This window comes from Clostridium sp. SGI.024 (assembly GCF_050315195.1).
Classification (GTDB): Bacteria; Bacillota; Clostridia; order Clostridiales; family Clostridiaceae; genus Clostridium.
In genome coordinates, this window is the sequence record NZ_JBNPON010000026.1 from 18625 (window position 1) to 40790 (window position 22166).

At 29.0% G+C, this 22166-nt stretch carries 21 protein-coding genes and 1 other annotated feature; all 21 genes read left to right on the top strand.

Going from position 1 to position 22166, the window contains the following annotated elements; translation table 11 throughout:
• Positions 1–69: 69 nt before the first annotated feature.
• The 21 genes from ACQRD5_RS09050 (at position 70) to ftsZ (ending at position 22149) form a co-directional block, all read left to right on the top strand.
• Positions 70–522 carry an RrF2 family transcriptional regulator gene (locus tag ACQRD5_RS09050; protein WP_291624994.1) on the top strand — a complete coding sequence of 151 codons (453 nt, stop codon included), beginning with the start codon at positions 70–72 and terminating at the stop codon, positions 520–522.
• Between the two features lie 2 nt (positions 523–524).
• Positions 525–1724, top strand: coding sequence for a cysteine desulfurase NifS (gene nifS, locus ACQRD5_RS09055; protein WP_320899978.1), 1200 nt, complete (start codon positions 525–527; stop codon positions 1722–1724).
• Entirely contained in the window at positions 1708–2139 is a 432-nt protein-coding gene (gene nifU / locus ACQRD5_RS09060; RefSeq protein ID WP_291624990.1) for a Fe-S cluster assembly scaffold protein NifU, read from the top strand. Before nifS ends, nifU begins: the two co-directional genes overlap by 17 nt.
• Positions 2140–2147: 8 nt before the next feature.
• Complete coding sequence (gene mnmA, locus ACQRD5_RS09065) at positions 2148–3230, top strand: tRNA 2-thiouridine(34) synthase MnmA (RefSeq protein ID WP_374044476.1); 1083 nt, start codon at positions 2148–2150, stop codon at positions 3228–3230.
• Between the two features lie 47 nt (positions 3231–3277).
• On the top strand, positions 3278–3805 hold the full coding sequence (locus ACQRD5_RS09070) for a PRC-barrel domain-containing protein (RefSeq protein ID WP_291624988.1): 528 nt from the start codon (positions 3278–3280) through the stop codon (positions 3803–3805).
• Between the two features lie 11 nt (positions 3806–3816).
• Positions 3817–4830 (top strand): AI-2E family transporter, encoded by a 1014-nt coding sequence (locus ACQRD5_RS09075; protein ID WP_427746736.1) that lies wholly within the window; start codon positions 3817–3819, stop codon positions 4828–4830.
• Between the two features lie 64 nt (positions 4831–4894).
• Positions 4895–5066 (top strand) — a binding site (T-box leader).
• A gap of 57 nt (positions 5067–5123) precedes the next feature.
• Positions 5124–7763 (top strand): alanine--tRNA ligase, encoded by a 2640-nt coding sequence (gene alaS / locus ACQRD5_RS09080; protein WP_291624984.1) that lies wholly within the window; start codon positions 5124–5126, stop codon positions 7761–7763.
• A gap of 140 nt (positions 7764–7903) precedes the next feature.
• A complete protein-coding gene (locus ACQRD5_RS09085) occupies positions 7904–8161 on the top strand; it encodes an IreB family regulatory phosphoprotein (protein ID WP_066893994.1) in 258 nt (85 codons plus the stop codon).
• Positions 8162–8208: 47 nt separating this feature from the next.
• On the top strand, positions 8209–8625 hold the full coding sequence (gene ruvX, locus ACQRD5_RS09090; protein ID WP_291624979.1) for a Holliday junction resolvase RuvX: 417 nt from the start codon (positions 8209–8211) through the stop codon (positions 8623–8625).
• A gap of 76 nt (positions 8626–8701) precedes the next feature.
• Entirely contained in the window at positions 8702–8977 is a 276-nt protein-coding gene (locus ACQRD5_RS09095; protein WP_291624977.1) for a DUF1292 domain-containing protein, read from the top strand.
• Between the two features lie 36 nt (positions 8978–9013).
• The gene (locus tag ACQRD5_RS09100; RefSeq protein WP_414437483.1) at positions 9014–9493 is read left to right on the top strand and encodes a Fur family transcriptional regulator; all 480 of its coding nucleotides are present in this window, start codon (positions 9014–9016) and stop codon (positions 9491–9493) included.
• A 68-nt stretch (positions 9494–9561) separates the two neighbouring features.
• The gene (locus tag ACQRD5_RS09105) at positions 9562–11229 is read left to right on the top strand and encodes a ribonuclease J (protein WP_291624973.1); all 1668 of its coding nucleotides are present in this window, start codon (positions 9562–9564) and stop codon (positions 11227–11229) included.
• 150 nt (positions 11230–11379) lie between these two features.
• Positions 11380–13206, top strand: a complete 1827-nt coding sequence (typA, locus tag ACQRD5_RS09110; RefSeq protein WP_291624971.1) for a translational GTPase TypA — start codon at positions 11380–11382, stop codon at positions 13204–13206.
• A gap of 87 nt (positions 13207–13293) precedes the next feature.
• Positions 13294–14301, top strand: coding sequence for an endolytic transglycosylase MltG (mltG, locus tag ACQRD5_RS09115; protein WP_291624969.1), 1008 nt, complete (start codon positions 13294–13296; stop codon positions 14299–14301).
• Positions 14302–14330: 29 nt separating this feature from the next.
• Positions 14331–14975 carry an O-methyltransferase gene (locus ACQRD5_RS09120; RefSeq protein WP_291624967.1) on the top strand — a complete coding sequence of 215 codons (645 nt, stop codon included), beginning with the start codon at positions 14331–14333 and terminating at the stop codon, positions 14973–14975.
• Positions 14976–14979: 4 nt separating this feature from the next.
• Positions 14980–16215 carry a peptidase U32 family protein gene (locus ACQRD5_RS09125; protein ID WP_291624965.1) on the top strand — a complete coding sequence of 412 codons (1236 nt, stop codon included), beginning with the start codon at positions 14980–14982 and terminating at the stop codon, positions 16213–16215.
• 21 nt (positions 16216–16236) lie between these two features.
• Positions 16237–16854 carry a uridine kinase gene (udk, locus tag ACQRD5_RS09130; protein WP_291624963.1) on the top strand — a complete coding sequence of 206 codons (618 nt, stop codon included), beginning with the start codon at positions 16237–16239 and terminating at the stop codon, positions 16852–16854.
• 59 nt (positions 16855–16913) lie between these two features.
• Complete coding sequence (locus tag ACQRD5_RS09135) at positions 16914–18530, top strand: penicillin-binding transpeptidase domain-containing protein (protein WP_291624962.1); 1617 nt, start codon at positions 16914–16916, stop codon at positions 18528–18530.
• 155 nt (positions 18531–18685) lie between these two features.
• Positions 18686–19381, top strand: a complete 696-nt coding sequence (sigK, locus tag ACQRD5_RS09140) for an RNA polymerase sporulation sigma factor SigK (RefSeq protein WP_291624961.1) — start codon at positions 18686–18688, stop codon at positions 19379–19381.
• A 110-nt stretch (positions 19382–19491) separates the two neighbouring features.
• A complete protein-coding gene (locus ACQRD5_RS09145) occupies positions 19492–20547 on the top strand; it encodes a type IV pilus twitching motility protein PilT (protein ID WP_291625134.1) in 1056 nt (351 codons plus the stop codon).
• A gap of 480 nt (positions 20548–21027) precedes the next feature.
• Positions 21028–22149, top strand: a complete 1122-nt coding sequence (gene ftsZ / locus ACQRD5_RS09150; RefSeq protein ID WP_291624959.1) for a cell division protein FtsZ — start codon at positions 21028–21030, stop codon at positions 22147–22149.
• Positions 22150–22166 lie beyond the last annotated feature (17 nt).

Consider the following 22166-nt stretch of genomic DNA (forward strand, 5'->3'; position numbering starts at 1 on the left):
TTAAGGTGTTTGATAATATATATGAAGTAAATACAAGTAAAATGGTCAACATTAAAAGGGGGAAGAATAATGAAACTTTCTACTAAAGGAAGGTACGGGGTCAAGGCTATGGTAGACCTTGCTATGCACTATGGAGATACCCCTGTTTCAATAAAAACAATCTCTCAAAGACAAAATATATCTGAATATTATTTAGAACAATTATTTTCACCTTTAAGGAGAGCAAAACTTATAAAAAGTATAAGAGGAGCTCAAGGGGGATATGTTTTAAATAGTGCACCCAAAGATATAACAGTAGCAGATATTATGTATGTTCTTGAAGGACCTGTAGAAATAGCTCAGTGCATTGAAGGAACTGAATGTGATAATATAGATTTTTGTGCTACTAGATTGTTATGGGAAAAAATTAAAAACAGCATTGATGAAGTAATGGAAAGTATAACACTTCAAGATATAGTTGATGATTATAATAGATTAAAACAGGAAAGTGAATCTATTAAGTTTTTAAAGAGGAGCGAGTAAAGATGAAAAACGTGTATATGGACTATGCAGCAACTACTTATGTTAAACCAGAAGTTTTAGAAGAAATGATGCCTTTTTTTACAGAAAAGTATGGTAATCCATCGTCTTTCTATGGTATTTCCAGAGAAACTAAAATGGCTATAGACAAAGCTAGAAACAGAGTTGCTAAAGCTTTAAATTGTGATTTAAATGAAGTTTATTTTACTGGTGGTGGTTCAGAAGCAGATAACTGGGCAATTAAAGGAATTGCTTCAGCTCATAGAAAAAAAGGAAATCATATAATAACTACTAAAATCGAACACCATGCTGTTCTTCATACTTGTGAATATTTAGAAAAACAAGGCTTTGAAGTAACTTACTTAAATGTTGATAAAGAGGGCTTTATAGATTTAGAAGAACTAAAAAATGCCATAACAGATAAGACTATATTAGTATCAATTATGTTTGCAAATAATGAAATTGGAACTATTCAGCCTATAAAGGAAATAGGAAAGATTTGTAGAGAAAGAAAGGTTTTTTTCCATACAGATGCAGTTCAAGTAGTAGGAAATATACCGATAGATGTTAAAGAAATGAATATAGATTTATTATCTTTAGCAGGACATAAAATATATGGACCTAAAGGAATTGGTGCTCTTTATATAAGAAAAGGAGTAAGAATTGATAACTTAATTCATGGTGGTGGTCAAGAGAGAGCAAGAAGAGCTGGAACTGAAAACACACCATCAGTAGTAGGTCTTGGAAAAGCCATTGAACTTGCTACAGAAAATTTAGAAGAACACAATAAAAAATTAGTTGTTCTTAGAGATAAATTAATAGATGGATTATTAAAGGTACCTCATACTAGACTAAATGGTCCTAGAGGAGACAAGAGATTACCAGGTAATGTTAATATAACCTTTGAATTTATTGAAGGGGAATCTATTCTTTTATCATTAGACTTTGAAGGAGTATGTGCTTCAAGTGGTAGTGCTTGTACTTCTGGATCCTTAGATCCATCTCATGTTTTATTAGCAATAGGGCTACCTCATGAACTAGCACATGGATCATTAAGATTAACATTAGGTGATGGTTCTACAGAAGAAGATGTTGATTATGTCTTAGATGTAGTACCACCTATTATAGAAAGATTAAGAAATATGTCACCTTTATGGGAAGACTTTATTAAGAAGGGAGAAAAATACTATGATGTACAGCGATAAGGTAATGGATCATTTTAGAAATCCAAGAAATGTGGGAGAAATTGAAAATGCAAGTGGTGTTGGAGAAGTTGGAAATGCCAAATGCGGAGATATAATGAAGGTTTATTTAAAAATAGAAGACAATATAATAAAAGATGCTAAATTTAAAACCTTCGGTTGTGGTTCTGCCATTGCATCTTCATCAATGGCAACAGAACTAATAATAGGTAAAACAGTAGAAGAAGCTTGGGAATTATCAAATAAGGCAGTTGCAGAAGCTTTAGATGGACTTCCACCTGTAAAAATGCACTGTTCTGTTTTAGCTGAAGAAGCAATACATAAAGCAATAAATGATTATAGAAAAAATGCAGGATTAGAGCTTTGGGATTTCGAAGAACATGATGACATTCACGATCATGTACATGGAGATGAGTAGAGATTAATATGAAAAAGAAAGTTGTTATAGGTATGAGTGGCGGAGTTGATAGCTCTGTTGCTGCCTATCTTTTAAAAGAACAAGGTTATGATGTAATAGGCGTAACTATGAAACACTTTGATGATGAAGATGAAGATTATGTTGAAAGAGAAGGTGGATGTTGTTCACTTTCATCAGTAGAGGACGCTAGAAGGGTTGCTGATAAAATAGGAATTCCTTTTTATGTTCTTAACTTTAAGGAATCTTTTAAAGAAAAAGTAATTGATTATTTTGTTCAAGAGTATATTGAAGGCAAAACACCTAACCCATGTATAGCTTGTAATAAACATATAAAGTTTGATGAATTCTTAAGAAGAGCCAAAGGTATTGGAGCAGATTATGTTGCTACAGGACATTATGCTAAAATTGACAAAAATGATGATGGTAGATATCTTTTAATTAAGGCTGATGATGATAGAAAAGATCAAACTTATGCACTATATAATTTTACTCAAGAACAATTAAGTGAGACTTTAATGCCTTGTGGAGATTACACAAAGGATAAAATAAGAGAAATAGCAAAAGAAATTGGTTTAGCAGTTCATAATAAGAAAGATAGTGAAGAAATATGTTTTATACCAGATAATAATCATGGTAAATTCATTACACTAGTTAGGCCTAATGAAGTAAATGAAGGAAATTTCGTTGATAAGAATGGAAATATATTAGGAAAACATAAGGGGATAGTATATTACACCATAGGTCAAAGAAAAGGATTAGGTATAGCCTTAGGAAGACCAGTTTTTGTTACAGATATAAATCCTAATACTAATGAAGTTGTCCTTGGACCAGAAGAAGATATTTTTAAGACAGATTTAGTTGCAAAGGATATTAATTTTATTCCTTTTGATAAACTTGAAAAAGAAATGACAGTTCAAGCTAAAGTAAGATATTCAGCAAAGCCTTGTGAAGCTATAATATATCCTTTAGAGGATGGTAAAATTAAGGTTTCATTTAAGGATAAGCAAAGAGCCATAACTAAAGGACAATCAGTTGTTTTTTATGATGGAAACATCGTAGTTGGTGGTGGAATAATAGAAAAAATAATATAAAAATAGAAATTCCTATATTTAATTATATAGGAATTTTTTTTTGCTTTTTGGAAAAAATAAGGCTATGGTTTATAGAAGGGTGTGATAATATCTTGTTAAAAACAAAGGATTTTTATTTACTGAAGGTTTTTGATTTTAGGGGGAAGTATCTAGGAATTATAGATGATATATATATAGATTTTCACAATGGAAAAATAAAAGGGTTTTTAGTTTCTAATTACTTACTTTTTAGTAAAAGGAATTTTATTAAGGTAGAAGATATTATTTATATAGAAGATGTGATGATTATTAAAGCATTAAATAGGAAAGAAGGGATATCCTTTAGAAGTATTAAGGATATGGATGTTAAAGATAAAAATAATATTATTAAAGGCATACTAGAAGACTTAGTTATAGATAAAAGAGACTTATCTATAAAGGGGTTAGTTATAAGCTCGGGAATATTTGATAGAATAATAAAAGGAAAGGAAATATTACTTTTAAAGGAATGTATATTAGGGGAAGACTTTATTTTATATTATGGACTTGATAAAGTGATATTTAAAAGTATTCCAAGAAAGAGGAAAACATGCTAATTAATAATAAAATGAAAAAAAAGATTTATTATGGTTTATTAATATTATTTTTAATTTTTATTATAATATTATATTTAAAAGTGAAAACATTACAGAGTATAGTTAATATAATATTGATAAGTTTTATATTTGCATATACTTTAAAACCTTTACGAAATATATTGTGTGAAAAGATTAAGATAAAGAAAAAAACAGCTTCAATAGTTATAACCCTAAGTATTATTTTTTCTATATCAGTATTTATTTATATATTGATCCCCTCAATACTAAAAGAAAGTTATAATTTAGGAAATATATTGGATAATATTGATGTTTACATAGAAACTCTAGCTAAAAAACTGAACATTAACAATACGTCTTTTTTTGATAGCATATATAGAAGAATAAATGATGAAACTAATTTGTTTTTAAGAAATTTCTCTAATTCTTTTGTGTATAACTTAATATCTTCTTTAGAAAGCATTATTTCTTTAGCCATAGTTCCTATAGTAACATATTATTTCTTAGTAGATGGAGAATTAATATTTAATAAGCTATTATTAATACTCCCAACTGAAAAAAGAGTTATAGCTAAAAAGGTTATAAATCATATTGATAAGGTTTTATCTAGATATATAATTAGCCAACTACTATTATCACTAATTATTGGTGTCTTAACAACTATAGCACTTTTTATTTTAAATGTTAAATTTTCTATATTACTAGGTGTGTTTAATGGAGTATTAAATATAGTTCCTTATTTTGGACCTATAATTGGAGGTTTACCAGCTGTTTTTATAGCACTTATGGAATCTCCAAATAAAGCCTTATGGACATTAATAATTATATTCATTATCCAACAGATAGAGGGTAATATATTGTCTCCTAAAATAACAGGAGATAGTACTGACATGCATCCAATTATAATTATAATACTACTCTTGATTGGTGATAAATTAGGAGGATTTATAGGAATGATATTAATAGTGCCTTTAGGAGTTATTATAAAAGTAATTTATGAGGATATTAATGATTATTTGTTCTAAAATAAAATAATTGACATATTTTAATAAATAAACTATAATTTCATTGAAATATATGAAAAATTAATATTTAGCGTTGAAGAGAATGAGTAAATATACCCTATGTATTCAGAGAAGAAGTGGTTGGTGAAAACTTCTTACATAATATATTGAAGCTATCTTGGAGCTATATTTATCTAAGCGATGCATTTTATGCATAATTAGGGTGGTACCGCGGAATATATGTTTTCGTCCCTTTCTTTATAGGGATGGAAACTTTTTTTATTATACAAAGCTTATAAATGGAGGTAAAAATTATGAAATTCATTGGAACTAATGAGCTTAGAGAAGCTTATTTAAAATTTTTTGAATCAAAAGAGCACTTAAGATTAGAGAGTTTTCCTCTAGTGCCTAAAAATGATAAATCATTATTATTAATAAATGCAGGTATGGCACCTCTTAAGCCATATTTTACGGGATTACAAGAACCACCAAGAAAAAGAATTACAACTTGTCAAAAGTGTATTAGAACTGGTGACATTGAAAATGTAGGTAAAACATCAAGACATGGTACTTTTTTTGAAATGCTTGGTAATTTTTCTTTTGGAGATTATTTTAAAGAAGAAATAATTCCTTGGGCATGGGAGTTTATTACTGAAACTTTACAAATTCCAAAGGATAAATTATATGTAACTATTTATTTGGATGATGATGAAGCCTTTGATATATGGTGCAAAAAAACTGATGTAGATCCGAAAAGAATATTTAGATTAGGTAAAGATGATAACTTCTGGGAAATAGGTGTTGGACCTTGTGGACCATGTACTGAAATTCACTTTGATAGAGGAGAAGGAGTTATCACAAATGTTGATGATTTTATAAAAGCTTCTGATGAAGACAGAATAGTTGAATTCTGGAATTTAGTATTTACTCAGTTTGATAAAGATGAAGAAGGAAACTATAATAAATTATCAAACCCTAATATTGATACAGGAATGGGACTTGAAAGAATTGCTACAATTATGCAAGGTGTAGATAATATATTCGAAATAGATACCGTTAAAAATATCTTAAATAAGGTTTCAGAACTTTCTGGAGTAAAATATGGAGAAAACCCTCAAAAGGATATATCTTTAAGAATAATTACAGATCATGTTAAATCTGTAACTATGCTTATTTCAGATGGAGTTCAGCCAAGTAATGAAGGAAGAGGATATGTTCTTAGAAGGCTTTTAAGAAGAGCAGCTAGACATGGAAGGTTACTTGGAATTAAAGGCTTATTCTTAACTGAAATAGTTGAATCTGTAGTTGAAAATTATGGAACTGCTTATCCAAATCTTAAAGAAAATAAAGAGTATATTGAAAAGATCGTTTCTTTAGAAGAAGAAAGATTTAATGAAACTATAGATTCGGGAATGGTTATATTAAATGATTATATTCAAGAAATGGAAGCTGCAAAGGAAAAAATATTAAAAGGAGAAAAGGCCTTTAAATTATATGATACTTATGGATTCCCAATTGAATTAACTGAAGAAATATTAGAAGAAAAAGGCATGCAGGTTGATCATGATTCTTTCAAAAAAGAAATGGAAGAACAAAGACAAAGAGCTAGAAATGCTAGAGGAGAATCTTCTTATATGGGAAGTGATGAAAGCCCAATAAATAAGATAGAAGCTTCAATAAATACTGAATTTATAGGGTATTCTAATATTGAAGTGAATTCAAAGATTATTGTTTTAGCAAATGATAATGATTTTGTAAATGAATTATCAAAAGGTGATAAAGGTTATATAGTAACTGAAAAGACACCTTTCTATGCTGAAATGGGTGGTCAAGTAGGAGATAAAGGTACTATTAAGACTGCTAGTGGGGAAGCATATGTATATGACACTAAGAAAAATGTTGGTGGAAAAACTATACATTATGTAAAAGTTACTGAAGGAAATATAAAAATAAATGAAGATGCAAACCTTAAAATAGATATATTAAGAAGAAGTAATATTGCAAAAAATCATACTGCAACACATATGTTACACGAAGCTTTAAAGCAAATAGTAGGTAAACATGTAAATCAAGCTGGTTCATATGTAGATGATGAAAGATTAAGATTTGACTTTGCACACTTTAAAGCATTATCAGAAGAAGAAATACAAAAAATAGAAGATCTAGTTAATATTAAAATCATGGAAGTATTTAATGTTAATACTGATTTAATGACTTTAGATGAAGCAAGAAATTCAGGAGCTATGGCTTTATTTGATGATAAATATGGCGATAAAGTTAGAGTTGTTAGTGTAGGAGAATTCTCAAAGGAACTTTGTGGAGGTACGCACGTTCATAATTCTGGAGAAATAGGATTATTCAAAATAATATCTGAAGCAGGTGTAGCAGCAGGAGTTAGAAGAATAGAAGCTGTAACTGGTATTAATGCAATAAAATATATGGAAGAAAAGCAAAGATTATTAAAAGAAGCATGTAGTGTTCTTAAGTGTAGTGAAAAAGATGTAATTAAGAAGATAGCATCTCAAGGATCAGAAATTAAAGAGAAAGAAAAAGAAATACTAGAACTTAAGAATAAATTAGCATCAGGAGTAGAAGATGAAATTATAGCTTCTGTAAAGGAAGTTAAAGGAGTAAAGGTTGCTGTATATGAAGTGGCAGATATAGATGGAAATTCCTTAAGAGATCTTGCTGATAAGGTTAGAAATAAACTTTCAAGCGGAGTAGTTGTGCTATTTAGTAATGTAGGTGGAAAAGTAAACTTAATAGCAATGTCAACAAAAGATGTTTTAGACAAAGGTATACATTGTGGTAAGATAATTAAAGAAGTAGCAGCTGTAGTTGGCGGCGGAGGAGGAGGAAGACCAGATATGGCTCAAGCTGGTGGAAAGAATCCTGAAAATATAAATAGTGCAATAGAAAAAACTTATTCTGTAATAGAATCTTTGGTAAAATAGTGTACTTTTAAGAAAATATAGTTTATAATATATTTAATAGATATAAAGGTTGAATATAATTTCAAATAAATGATATACTATTATTAGAAGAAATTAACTAAATATAAGTAAGGGGGTGGGCTGCAATTAGCAGCAGTTATATGAATAATAACTTAGATGCAACAATGCAATTTAACTTAAACATCAACAAAGGTGATTTAACAAAATCAATATTAACAGATGTTTATAATGCATTACAAGAGAAAGGTTATAATCCAGTTAACCAACTAGTTGGATATCTCATTTCAGGAGACCCTTCTTACATTACAAGCTACAACGGAGCAAGAGCTTTACTAAGAAAACTTGAAAGAGATGAAATTCTTGAGGAAGTTATAAAATCTTATTTAGAAATAAAATAAAGAGTGCCCGTTTATTCGGGCACTCTTTAATTTTTAAGGAGTAATACATGAGAATATTAGGTTTAGATATTGGATCAAAAACTATTGGAGTTGCAATAAGTGATCCATTAGGATGGACTGCTCAAGGAATATCTACAATTAGAAGAACTAAGAAAGAAAGTGACCTTGAAGAAGTAAAAAAAATATGTAAAGAGTATTCTGTTGAGACTATAGTTATAGGATTACCTAAGAATATGAATGGAAGTATTGGAGAGTCAGGAGAAAGAGTTCTTGAATTTTCAAATCAAATAAAAGAATATACTGGTTTAAAAGTTGAAATGTGGGATGAAAGATTAACCACAGTTGCAGCTCATAAAGCTATGCTAGAGGCGGATTTATCAAGGAATAAAAGAAAAAAAAAAGTAGATAAAATAGCTGCTACTTATATCCTTCAAGGATATTTAGATAGATTAAGTATGAAATAATACTTAAATATCAATTGAAAATTATTATTGACAACTGTTAAGGTGAAAATTACAATTATAAAAAAAGGAGATTTTTATGAATAAAGATTTAAAACAATTAGAATTATATGATGAAGATGGCAATTTAGTTAAATTAAATGTTGTAGCATTTTTTGATATGGTAAATCCAGATACAGAAGAAAAAAGTGAATATGTTATAGTATATGATGATAATTATACTGAAGAAGATATATTTGCATTAAAAGTAGGAGTAGATGAAGACGGAGATGATTTATTAATTCCTATTGATGATGAAGTGGAACTTGCTGCAGTTCAAGAAGCATATGATACTATTTTTTCAGACGAAGAGTAGTTTTTGAAATATATTAAAAATAATGTAAAAGGGGGTATGTTGTCTGTGGAACATTCAAACACTATAGATTTTAATGTTTTAAAGGAAGATTTAAAGCAAAAGGGATATAAACTAACTCCTCAAAGAAGAGCTATTGTAGATACTATAATAGATAAAGAAGGCGAGCACTTAACAGCAGAGGAAATATACGATGAAGTAAAGAAAAATTGCCCTGAAATAGGTCTTGCAACTGTATATAGAACTATAATTTTATTAGAAGAGTTGGGAGTTGTATGTAAACTTGACTTAGATGATGGATGTAGTAGATATGAATTAGCTCGTAAAAATGAGGGGCATAGACATCATCACTTAGTATGTAATGAATGTAAAAGTGTAATTGAAGTTCAAGATGATCTTTTAGATGAACTTGAAGAAGAAGTTGAAAGGTCTTATGGATTTAAAATAATAGACCATAGTGTTAAATTCTTTGGTATTTGTAGAAAGTGTCAAAGTAAAATGGAAGAAAATAAAAAATAGTGGATGAAGAGATAGCTTGCAATAAGATATCTTTAAGTTACATAATTTAGGAAGAAGGAGGGGACATATTGAAAAACGAAAAGGCAAAAGTTAGAATTATTCCTTTAGGTGGAATTAACGAAATAGGCAAGAATATAACTGTTATAGAATATAAAGAAGATATAATAGTTATAGATTGTGGACTTAAATTTCCAGATGAAGATATGTTCGGTATTGATTTAGTAATACCAGATATAAGTTATTTATTAAAAAATAAAGATAAGATAAGAGGGATATTTTTAACACACGGTCATGAAGACCATATAGGGGCACTACCATATGTATTAAGACAATTAAACGTGCCAGTATATGGAACAAAATTAACTCTTGGGATTGTTGAAACAAAGCTAAAGGAACACGGATTATTAAGTTCAACAGAACTTATAAGAGTAAAACCAAGAGATGTTATTAAATTGAATTCAGTTTCTGTAGAGTTTATTAAAACTAATCACTCCATAGCTGATTCAGTTGCAATTGCAATACACACTCCATTAGGAGTTGTATTACACACAGGAGATTTCAAAATAGATTATACTCCTATAGATGGAGAACCTATGGACTTTGGAAGATTCGCAGAAATAGGTAAAAGAGGAGTATTAGCCATGATGGCAGATTCAACTAATGTTGAAAAGCCAGGATATACTATGTCAGAAAAAGTTGTAGGAGAAAGTTTTGCAAAATTATTTTCTAAAGCAAAGGGAAGAATTATAATAGCTACTTTTGCTTCCAATGTCCACAGAATACAACAAATAATAGATGCAGCACGCTTATATGATAGAAAGGTGGCTGTATCAGGAAGAAGTATGGAAAATATAGTGACTGTAGCTACTGAACTTGGATATTTAGAATTTGAAAAAGATATACTAGTAAGTATAGATCAAATTAATAAATATCCTAATGAAAAAGTTGTTATAATAACTACAGGAAGCCAAGGGGAACCAATGTCAGCACTTACAAGAATGGCAAACTCTGAACACAGAAAGGTTAATATAGTTGAAGGAGATACAGTTATTATTTCTGCAACACCAATACCTGGTAATGAAAAGTTGGTTTCAAGAGTTATAAATCAATTATTCCAAAAAGGAGCAGAAGTTATATACAAGTCATTAGCAGAAATACACGTTTCTGGCCATGCTTGTCAAGAAGAATTAAAACTTATGCAAAGTTTAGTAAGACCTAAGTTCTTTATTCCAGTTCATGGTGAATATAGACACTTAAAGCAACATGGTGAACTAGCAGTAGCTTTAGGATTGCCAGAAGAAAATATATTAATACCTGAAAATGGTGGAGTAATAGAAGTTAATAGAAATTCTATAAGAAAAAATGGCACAGTAAATGCTGGTCAAGTTTTTGTTGATGGATTAGGTGTAGGTGATGTTGGAAATATAGTATTAAGAGATAGAAAACATTTATCTCAAGATGGTATATTGACAGTAGTCGTAACATTATCAAAGGAAAATAATTCAATAATAGCAGGACCAGATATAATTTCTAGAGGCTTTGTATATGTGAGAGAGTCAGAAGGTTTGATGGACGAGGCTAAAGATATTGTTAGAGATGTTTTAAGAGAATGTGAAGAAAGTAATATAACAGACTGGGCTAGTTTAAAGTCTAAAGTAAGAGATGAGCTAAGATCTTATCTTTATGAAAAAACTAAGAGAAAACCTATGATATTACCAATTATAATGGAAATATAATCTAGAGGTTGACATTTCTTAATAATAACCTTAGAATAAGTATAGTTTAAATAATTTTTTTGAAAATTGGATACTTGCGTATCCAATTTTATTTTGGAAAAAATAATTTATAGGTTTACATTATATAAAAAACATAGCGGAGGAAAATAAATGAATTTAATTAGTAGAGACGATATTAGAAATATTGCTATTATAGCTCACGTTGACCATGGTAAGACAACCTTAGTTGATGCCTTATTTAAGGAAAGTCATGTTTTTAGAAGCAATGAAAAAGTTGAAGAAAGAGTTATGGACTCAAATGACTTAGAAAAAGAAAGAGGAATTACAATTCTTTCTAAAAATACAGCAATAACATATAATGGAGTAAAAATTAATGTTGTAGATACTCCAGGGCATGCTGATTTCGGTGGAGAAGTTGAACGTGTTCTTAAAATGGTTGATTCAGTATTATTAGTAGTAGACTCTTATGAAGGACCAATGCCACAAACAAAATTTGTGTTAAAGAAGGCTTTAGAATTAGGATTAAAACCAATAGTAGTTATAAATAAAATAGACAAACCAAATGCAAGACCAGAAGAAGTAATAGATGAAGTATTTGAATTATTTATTGAACTTGGAGCAAATGATGAACAATTAGATTTCAAAATAATTTATGCTTCTGCAAGAGAAGGATTTGCAAGATATAATGTTGAAGATACAAATGAAAATATGGCACCACTATTTGAGACAATACTAGAAAATGTTGAACCTCCAAAAGGGGATATAGAGGGACCATTACAAATGCTTGTAACTACTTTAGATACAAGCGAATATGTAGGAAGAATAGCAATTGGTAAAATACACAGAGGAACAGTAAAGAAAAACCAACAAGTTGCTTTAGTAAGAAAAGATGGAAGTACAAGTAATTATAGAGTATCCAGCATATTTACATATAACGGACTAAATAGAGAAGATGTACAAGAAGCATCTTTAGGGGACATAATTGCTTTAAGTGGTATTCCAGATTGTAATATTGGAGAAACTATTGCTGATGCTACAAATCCTGAAGCATTACCATTTGTAGAAATTGACGAGCCAACATTAAGTATGAATTTCATGGTAAATGATTCTCCTTTTGCTGGAAAAGAAGGTGAATTTGTTACTTCAAGACATTTAAGAGATAGATTATTAAAGGAATTAGAAACAAATGTAAGTTTGAGAGTAAATGAAATTTCATCAGATTGCTTTGAAGTTTCAGGTAGAGGTGAACTACATTTATCTATACTAATTGAAACTATGAGAAGAGAAGGATATGAATTCCAAGTTTCAAAAGCAAATGTTATATTCAGAGAAGAAAATGGTAAGAAGTTAGAGCCTATGGAATATTTAACTATAGATGTTCCAGAAGAATTTATGGGACCTGTTATGGAAAAGTTAGGACCAAGAAAAGCTGAAATGGTAAATATGACTTCTGCTGTTAATGGATATACTAGACTTGAGTTTATTGTACCTGCAAGAGGATTAATAGGATTTAGAAATGAATTTATGACTGATACAAAGGGAAATGGAATAATGAACCATGTATTCCATGGATATGATAAGTTTAAAGGAGAAATTCCAGGAAGAAGCAGAGGATCAATATGTTCATTTGAAGATGGAGATGCTATAACTTATGGCTTATTCAATGCTCAAGAAAGAGGTACCTTATTTATAGGAGCAGGAATTCCAGTATATCAAGGTATGATAGTAGGAGAGTGTTCAAGAGCAGAGGATATAGATATAAATATATGTAAAGGTAAAAAACTTACTAATACAAGAGCATCAGGTTCTGATGATGCTTTAAAACTAACTCCACCAAGACAAATGACATTAGAACAATGTCTAGAATTTATTAATGCAGATGAATTAGTTGAAGTTACACCAGAAAATATTAGAATGAGAAAAAGAGTATTAGACTCAGCTGAAAGAAGAAGAATTGCAAGCAGAAGCAAAAAATAGATAAAATTCTTTATAAGTTAAAAAAAAAGTATTATAATAAGGTAAATAGTCTAAACAGGCTATTTACTTTCTATGTAGGGGGTTTTTATGAGAAAACTAGGTTTAAAAATAATTCCCATAATAATAATTTTAGTTATATTTATAAGCTTTTTATTAACTTTTGCCATTATAATTAATAAGCCTTTAAAGAATGATTCGAACATAGTAATAAGAGTTAATGAAGGAGATAGTTTTTATAGTATTATAAATTCTTTATCTGAAGAAGGAAAGATTAAAGGAGTACCATTTATAAAACTATATGTTAAGGTTTTAGGTAAAAATATAGATATTAAGCAAGGGGAATATGTAATAGATAAAAGTGTTTCTTTAGATGAGTTAATAGAAACATTAACTAATGAGTCTTCAATAAATATTGTTAAGTTTACTATTCCTGAAGGATATACAATAGAAGACATAGCAGAAAAACTTGAAAGAGAAGGTATTTGTAGTAAGAATGATTTTCTTTTAGCAATTAAAGAATATGAGTTACCAAGTTATGTTAAGATTGATAGTAGCAAGAAATATAACTTAGAAGGATATTTATTTCCTGATACATATTTATTAAAAGTTGGAGAAAAACCTAAAGAAATATTAACTAAAATGGTTTCAAGATTTGAAGAAATGTTAAAAAAAGCTAGTGAAGATACTAATACGAAAATTAATTCAGATGATATCGAAACTGTTGTTACTATAGCTTCGGTTATAGAAAAGGAAGCAAGAGTAGATAGTGAAAGACCTTTAATTTCATCTGTAATAGTTAATAGATTAAATGATGGTATGAGGCTGCAAATAGATGCAACAGTTATTTATGCTTTAGGTGAACATGTAGAAACAGTTTTAGAAAAACATTTAGAAGTAGATTCTCCATACAATACATATATAAACTATGGTTTACCTATAGGACCTATATCTAATCCAGGTTTAGAATCAATTAAAGCAGCATTAAAACCAGAAAAGACAAATTATTTATTTTATGTACTTCAAGATGAACAAACTCATTATTTTACTAATAGTGATGTTGACTTTATGAATAAATTAGAGGAACTTGGATATTAATTTATTAACTTAGTATTTGGAGGATTAGCATGAGTGGAATAACTTATGATTATATGGAAGAATATATTAGGAATTTAATTCCTGAAGGAACTGATAAGTTTAAGGAATTAGAAGACTTTGCAAAGGAAAATAAGGTTCCTATTGCACAAAAAGAAACTGCAAAATTTTTAGAGTTTATAGTTAGTATGAAAAAACCATTAAGAATACTAGAGCTTGGTACAGCAATTGGGTATTCAGCTATATTAATGTGTGAGGCAACAGGAAATAAAGCAAGTATTACAACTGTTGAACGAGATGAAAATATGATAACATATGCTAGAGAAAACTTTAAAAAATATAAATTAGAAGATAAAATAGAAATCATAGAAGGGGATTGCCTTGAAGTTCTAGAAAATTTACATGGGAAATATGATTTAATTTTTATGGATGCTGGTAAGGGGCATTATAATCATTTTTTGCCTAATTGTCTTAGGTTATTAGATGAAGAGGGCATTATTGTTGCAGATAATGTTCTTTTTAGAGGAATGGTTGCATGTGATGACTTAATAAAGAGGAGAAAAATAACTATAGTAAAGAGAATGAGAAAATACTTAGAATTAGTATCTAAGGATGAAAATTTAATTACTTCTGTAATACCAATGGGGGATGGAATTGCAGTGACTAAAAGGAGGTAAATACATGAAAAAACCAGAGGTTTTAGCACCAGCAGGAAGTCTAGATAGGTTAAAAATAGCAATAGATTTTGGAGCAGATGCTGTATATATAGGTGGAGGAAGATTAAATTTAAGAGCCTTTTCTGATAATTTTACTAATGAAGAAATGGCTGAAGGTATAAAATACTGCCACGATAGAGGAAAAAAATTATATGTAACTATGAATGTATTTCCAAGAAATCATGATTTAAAAGGTGTAGAAGAATACATAAAAGGATTATATGATTTAGGTGTAGATGCAATAATAGTAGCAGATCCATCAATAGTAGCAGCAGCTAAAACTGCAGCACCAAATTTAGAAATACATTTAAGTACACAAGCTAATATTACAAACTGGATGGCAACAAAGTTCTGGTATGAACAAGGTGTTAAGAGAATCGTATTAGCGAGAGAACTTACATTAAAAGAAATTACTGAAATAAATGAAAATACTCCAGAAGGTTGTGAACTTGAAGTGTTTATACATGGTTCAATGTGTGTAGCTTATTCTGGAAGATGCTTAATATCTAATTATATGTTAGGTAGAGATGCAAATAAAGGTATTTGTTCTAATGCATGTAGATATAAATATTATATAGTTGAAGAAACAAGACCTAATGAATATTATCCTATAATAGAAGATGATAACGGAACATATATAATGAATTCAAAAGACTTATGTATGATTGAACATATACCAGAAATAGTTAAAAGTGGAGTTCATTCATTAAAAATAGAAGGAAGAATGAAAAATGAATTTTATGTTGCTTCAACAGTAAAAGCATATAGAGAAGCTGTTGATGCATACTGTGATAATCCAGAAGGATATGAATTTAAACAAGAATGGCTAGATACTGTATTAAAAATAAGTCATAGACAATATCACACAGGATTCTTCTTTGGAAAAATGGGAGAACAAACTTATGATGTTTCATCATATATAAGAGATTATGATATTGTTGGTATAGTTCAAAGCTATGATGAAGAAACGAAGGAAGCGACTATCCTACAAAAAAATAGAGTTTTTGAAGGTGATGAGGTAGAAGTTTTAAGAGCGCATACACCATACTTTAATGTTAAGCTTAACGAGATGTTTGATGTGGAGAAAAAAACAAATACAAATGTAGCTAATAGAGCACATATGATATTTAAAGCAAAAGTTGATACTCCATTAAAGGAAAAAGATATGTTAATAAAAGGTAAGAAAGTTTTAGAGCTTTAGACATAAGAAGGAGGAACTATAATGAATAAGCCAATACTAATTGGAATTACTGGTGGTACTGGGTCAGGTAAGAGTAGTATTGCTGATGCGATATATTCAAGTTTTTCAAATGAGTGTATTGCTATGATACAACAAGATATGTATTATAAAGATCAAAGCCATTTATCTATGGAGGAAAGAATTAAAACAAATTACGATCATCCAAAGGCTTTCGATAATGATTTATTAATTAAGCATTTAAATGATTTAATTAATGGAATTGCAATTGAAAAACCAATTTATGATTTTTCATGTCATAATAGAGCAAAAGAAACAGTAAGAGTTGAACCAAGAAGTATAATAATCGTTGAAGGAATTTTAGTTCTTGAAGATGAAAGACTTAGAGATTTATTAGATATTAAAGTTTATGTAGATACAGATGCAGATATAAGAATATTAAGAAGATTAGTTAGAGACATAAATGAAAGAGGAAGAACTGTAGATTCAGTAGTTAATCAATATTTAGAAGTGGTAAGGCCAATGCACTTACAGTTTACTGAGCCAACAAAAAGATATGCAGATATTATAGTTCCAGAAGGCGGACAAAATAAAGTGGCAATAGATATCCTTGTATCAAAAATTAAGGATATTTTAAAATAGAATAATTGTATAAAAGACACCTTTTGAGGCTAGAATTTAGCCGAGGGAGGTGTTTTTTTATGAAAATAAAAAATAATATTTCATTAAATAGAATATGGATAATAAATAGTATATATTCTATAGTTGTTCTTGCATTAATTATTAAATTATTTTTTTTACAAGTACATCCATCTCTTATAGTTGGAGGAGAAATAGAAAATTATCAGACTGAAAACTTATCCCAAATGAAATACAGAATATTTGATACTAATGGAAAAGATTTAATGAAATATGACAAAAAATATATTTTAGTTTTAGATACAAAGCCTTTTATGCTTAATAATTATGAAGAGACTTTAGAAGATTTAATGGCCTTAAATTTTATAATGAAGAGTGAAGATTCGAATTTTAATTATTCAGATGTTATGAAAAAAGAAGGTAAAATATATTATACAATTAGTGAAGATACCTATAATAAAATAAATAAATTAAGTAATGTAAAAGGTATTTATACTTATGTTTATGATGAAGTAGATAGAAAAGAGGCATGGAAAACGAATAATATTTTATCTAATATTAAGGATGATAATACTATAGAGAATTCATTAGAATATACATTAAATTCATATTTAAAAGAGAATAATTATCCAGTAGCTAAATTTTACTTAAATGACAAATCTATATATGGAGATGGGGAAGTAACTTTATTAAATAACAAAAATATAAAATTAACAATAGATTCTATTTGGGAAGATAAAATTAGAAATATTTTGAACAAAGATGAATATTCATTTTTAAAAAATGTAGGAGTTGTAGTTTCAGAAGTAGATACAGGAAAAATAAGAGCTATGGTTCAAAAAGATGAAAGTCAAGCTAATGTAAATTTAGGAATTGGACAATTAGGATATGAACCAGGTTCAATTTTCAAAGTTATTACAGAAACTATAGCTTTAGATAAAGGGCTTATTAGTACTACAGATAAATTCTTATGTACTGGAGAAATATGTTCTAAAGATGGAAAACCTTATGCACATGGACTACTTTCAGTGGAGGATGCTTTAAAAGTTTCATGTAATGATGTTTTTGCAAAAGTTGGAGGAGAAATAGGTTATAGTGATATGATAGATTACTTAAGCAAAATGGGCTTATTTAATCCAGTACTAAATCTAAAGGGTGAGAACAGAGAGGAAGCAAAAGGTGTAAAACCTACATTTGAAAATAGTATGAATAACATATCAATAGGACAGACAATAATGGTTACACCTATTCAAATGGCAGGTCTGTATAACACAGTGGTAAACAATGGTGTGTATTTTAAACCAAGTATAGTTGAATCAATTGTTGATGATGATGATAACCAAATAGAATCTTTAACGGAAAGTGGAAAAAGGATTTTTAGTGATACAGCTTCTAAGTTAGCACAAGAAACTATGTCTAAGGTTATATGGGAAGGTTCTGGATTTGAGGCAAAGGTAGATGGTGTAAATATAGGTGGAAAAACAGGAACTTCTACTGGACATGGTGGGATAAATCATGGATGGTTTGCTGGATTTTTTGAACTAAATAATAAAAAATATACTATAATTGTTATTGCACCTAATATTGGTAATAAGCATCCAGATGGAAGAGAATTAGGTGGAGGAAATACTGGAGCACCAATCTTTAGAGATATAGTAACTGAATTTACTAAACAATAGAAAACTTTATAAAAACTTTTATAGATGTATATAAAACCATAGAATTACTATCAGAACTTATATAGTGATATTTATATAATAATAAATTTAAAAACTAAAGCAATATTTTTGAATTTTATCATATTATATAATAAGCACTACTAGGAGGAAGTTCTGTGTTTTTTTTATCTAATATAATTGAGCTACTATGTAATTCAATATTTTTAACAGGTTACATTACAGGCAATAATACATTTCCGAAACCACTTGATGAAGAAGAGGAAGAACGTTATTTAAAATTATTAAAAAATGGAGATAAAGAAGCTAAGAGTATATTAATAGAAAGAAATTTAAGATTAGTAGCTCATATTGTAAAGAAATATAATTTTCCAAATAAAGATATTGATGAACTAATATCTATAGGTACAGTTGGACTCATAAAGGCTATAGATTCATTTGATGTGGGCAAAGGTACTAGACTTGCTACCTATGCATCTAGATGTATAGAAAATGAAATATTAATGCTTTTTAGAAATAATAAGAAACAAAAGAATGAGGTCTTTTTACAAGATCCAATTGGTGTGGATAAAGAAGGAAATGAAATTTGTTTAATCGATGTGTTAAGTAGTGATAAAGATTCTGTATTAGAAAAAGTAGAAAATAATATTCAAATTAAACAATTATACAATAAAATAGGTATTTCACTTACTGAAAGAGAAGGTGCAATATTAAAAATGAGATATGGGCTTATTGATGGTAGGTGTAGAACTCAAAGAGAAATAGCTGCTTTATTAGGAATATCAAGGTCCTATGTATCAAGAATAGAGAAAAAAGCTCTTAAGAAATTAAAGAAAGAATTGTCATATAAATAAATATTATAAAATAAATAAAAATAATGTATATTTAAAAGAAGGAATGTAAAGAAAAATATCGAATTATAACTAAGAAGATGAGAAAGAGCAACATGGAGGGGTAAACAGTGATTTATGTGCTAAATGAACTATTAAAAGAAACAATAACTAGAGGAGCATCAGATCTGCATTTAACTGTTGGATTACCACCAACTATTAGAGTTAATGGTAAGTTATTAAGAATTGGAGAAGAAAAGTTAACTCCAATAGCATTAAAAAGTTTTGCAGAAGAAATATTAGAAGACAAATATCAAGAGTATGATATTAATGGTGAAATTGATACATCATATTCAGTTGCAGGGACTGGAAGGTTTAGAGTAAATATATTCAAACAAAGAAATAGTGATGCAATAGCAATAAGAGTAATAGCATTAAAAATACCTACATTAGATGAATTAAAACATCCAAAGATAATAAAGAGTATAATTGAAAAGCAAAGAGGTTTAGTGCTTGTAACTGGTCCAACAGGAAGTGGGAAAAGTACAACTTTGGCAGCTATGATTAATGAAATAAATAATAATAGAGAAGCTCATATTATTACTTTAGAAGATCCAATAGAATACTTGCATAAGCATAACAAATGCATTATTAATCAAAGAGAAATAGGTAAAGATAGTAAAAGCTATCAAAATGCTTTAAAAGCAATTTTAAGAGAAGACCCAGATGTAATACTTGTAGGGGAGATGAGAGATTTAGAGACAATTTCAATTGCACTAACTGCTGCTGAAACTGGTCATTTAGTATTCTCCACACTACATACAATTGGTGCAGCTAAAACTATAGATAGGATAATAGATGTTTTTCCACCTCATCAACAGCAACAAATTAGAGTTCAATTAGCTGCGGTATTACAAGGTGTAATTTCTCAACAATTAGTACCATTGGTTAATAATGATGGAAGAATAGCTGCTCTGGAAATAATGACAACAACCCCTGGAATTAAGAATTTAATTAGAGAGGGAAAAACTCATCAAATTGAATCTGCAATTCAAACTGGTGGAAAATATGGAATGAAAACTATGGATATGGCTTTAGCAGATCTAGTTAAGAAGGGTAGCATAACAGAAGAAACGGCATTAACATATTCAGTAGATAGTGAGACAATAAAAAGAATAATGATGTTATAAAAACAGAGGTAACTCTGTTTTTTTAATAAATAATCATTTGCTAATGAAAGGAAATTTAAATTATTTGTTGAATATATCATTATAAGTTATTTTAAAATACTAATGCTATTTAATAAAATATTATAATTTTATTAAAAGGTTGAGTTATTTTATTGTAGATGATAAAATTGTAATTGAATTATATTAAATATAACTGAAGAAATTTTGGGAATTTTACTGAAGTAAGTATATATTACTGGATATTACATAAATTTTAAAATGGTAAGAAATATTTTATCAACAATATAAAAATTCAAAATAATGCAAACATTTACTTATAATAACAAAAATTTTATTATTTGTTTATTAAAGTATTGTTAAAAAGGTATAATATGATGTAAAATTAATGTATAAGTCGGTATATAGTTAGTGAGTTTGAAATTATGAAAAGAGACAAAGTAGAAAAATTACTAGTAGTTATTTTCTAAAGGAGGAATTATTTTGTTAGATTTCGAAGTAGATATGCAAGAATTAACCAATATTAAGGTAATTGGTTGTGGAGGCGGCGGTGGTAATGCCGTAAATAGAATGATTGCTGAAGGGCTAAAAAATGTTGAATTTATTGCTGTTAATACAGATAAACAAGCGTTAATGTTATCACATGCTAATGTTAAAATACAAATTGGAGAAAAATTAACAAAGGGACTTGGTGCAGGTGCAAACCCTGAAATTGGTAAAAAGGCTGCTGAAGAAAGTAGAGAAGAAATAGCTGAAGCTATTAAGGGAGCTAACATGGTATTTATAACTGCTGGTATGGGAGGCGGAACAGGTACTGGAGCAGCACCTATAGTAGCTGAAATAGCTAAATCTATGAACATATTAACAGTTGGAGTTGTAACTAAACCATTCCCATTTGAAGGTAAAAGAAGAATGAGACATGCTGAAATGGGTATAGAGAATCTTATGAAAGCTGTAGATACATTAGTTATTATTCCAAATGAAAGATTATTATCTATGGCAGATAAGAAAACAACACTTTTAGATTCATTTAAGTTAGCAGATGATGTATTAAGACAAGGTGTTCAAGCTATATCAGATTTAATAACTATTCCAGGGGTTGTTAATGCTGACTTTGCAGACATAGAAACTGTTATGTTAAATAAGGGCTTAGCTCACATGGGAGTTGGACATGGTACAGGAGATAACAAGGCACAAGATGCAGTTAAGCAAGCAATATCATCTCCACTTTTAGAAACATCAATTGATGGAGCAACTGGTGTTATTATTAACTTTACTGGTGGTGTGGATTTAGGTGCAATAGAAGTATATGAAGCTGCTGATATAGTAAGAGAATCAGCAGATCCAGATGCTAACATTATATTTGGTGCAGTTATTGATGAAACTTTAACAGATGAAATCAGAATTACTGTAATTGCAACTGGATTTGAAGAAGATAATAATAAATTGTTAAATCATGAACCTATTTTTGAAAAAAAGATAGTAAAGGAAGAAAAAGCTACTGTTGAAACATCAACAACAGAGCAATCAAGAAAGGTGGACCCACTATTAGATATTGAAACTGATAGTGTAAATATTCCAAGCTTTTTAAGATCAAGAAAATAGTATATTAGATTTATAAG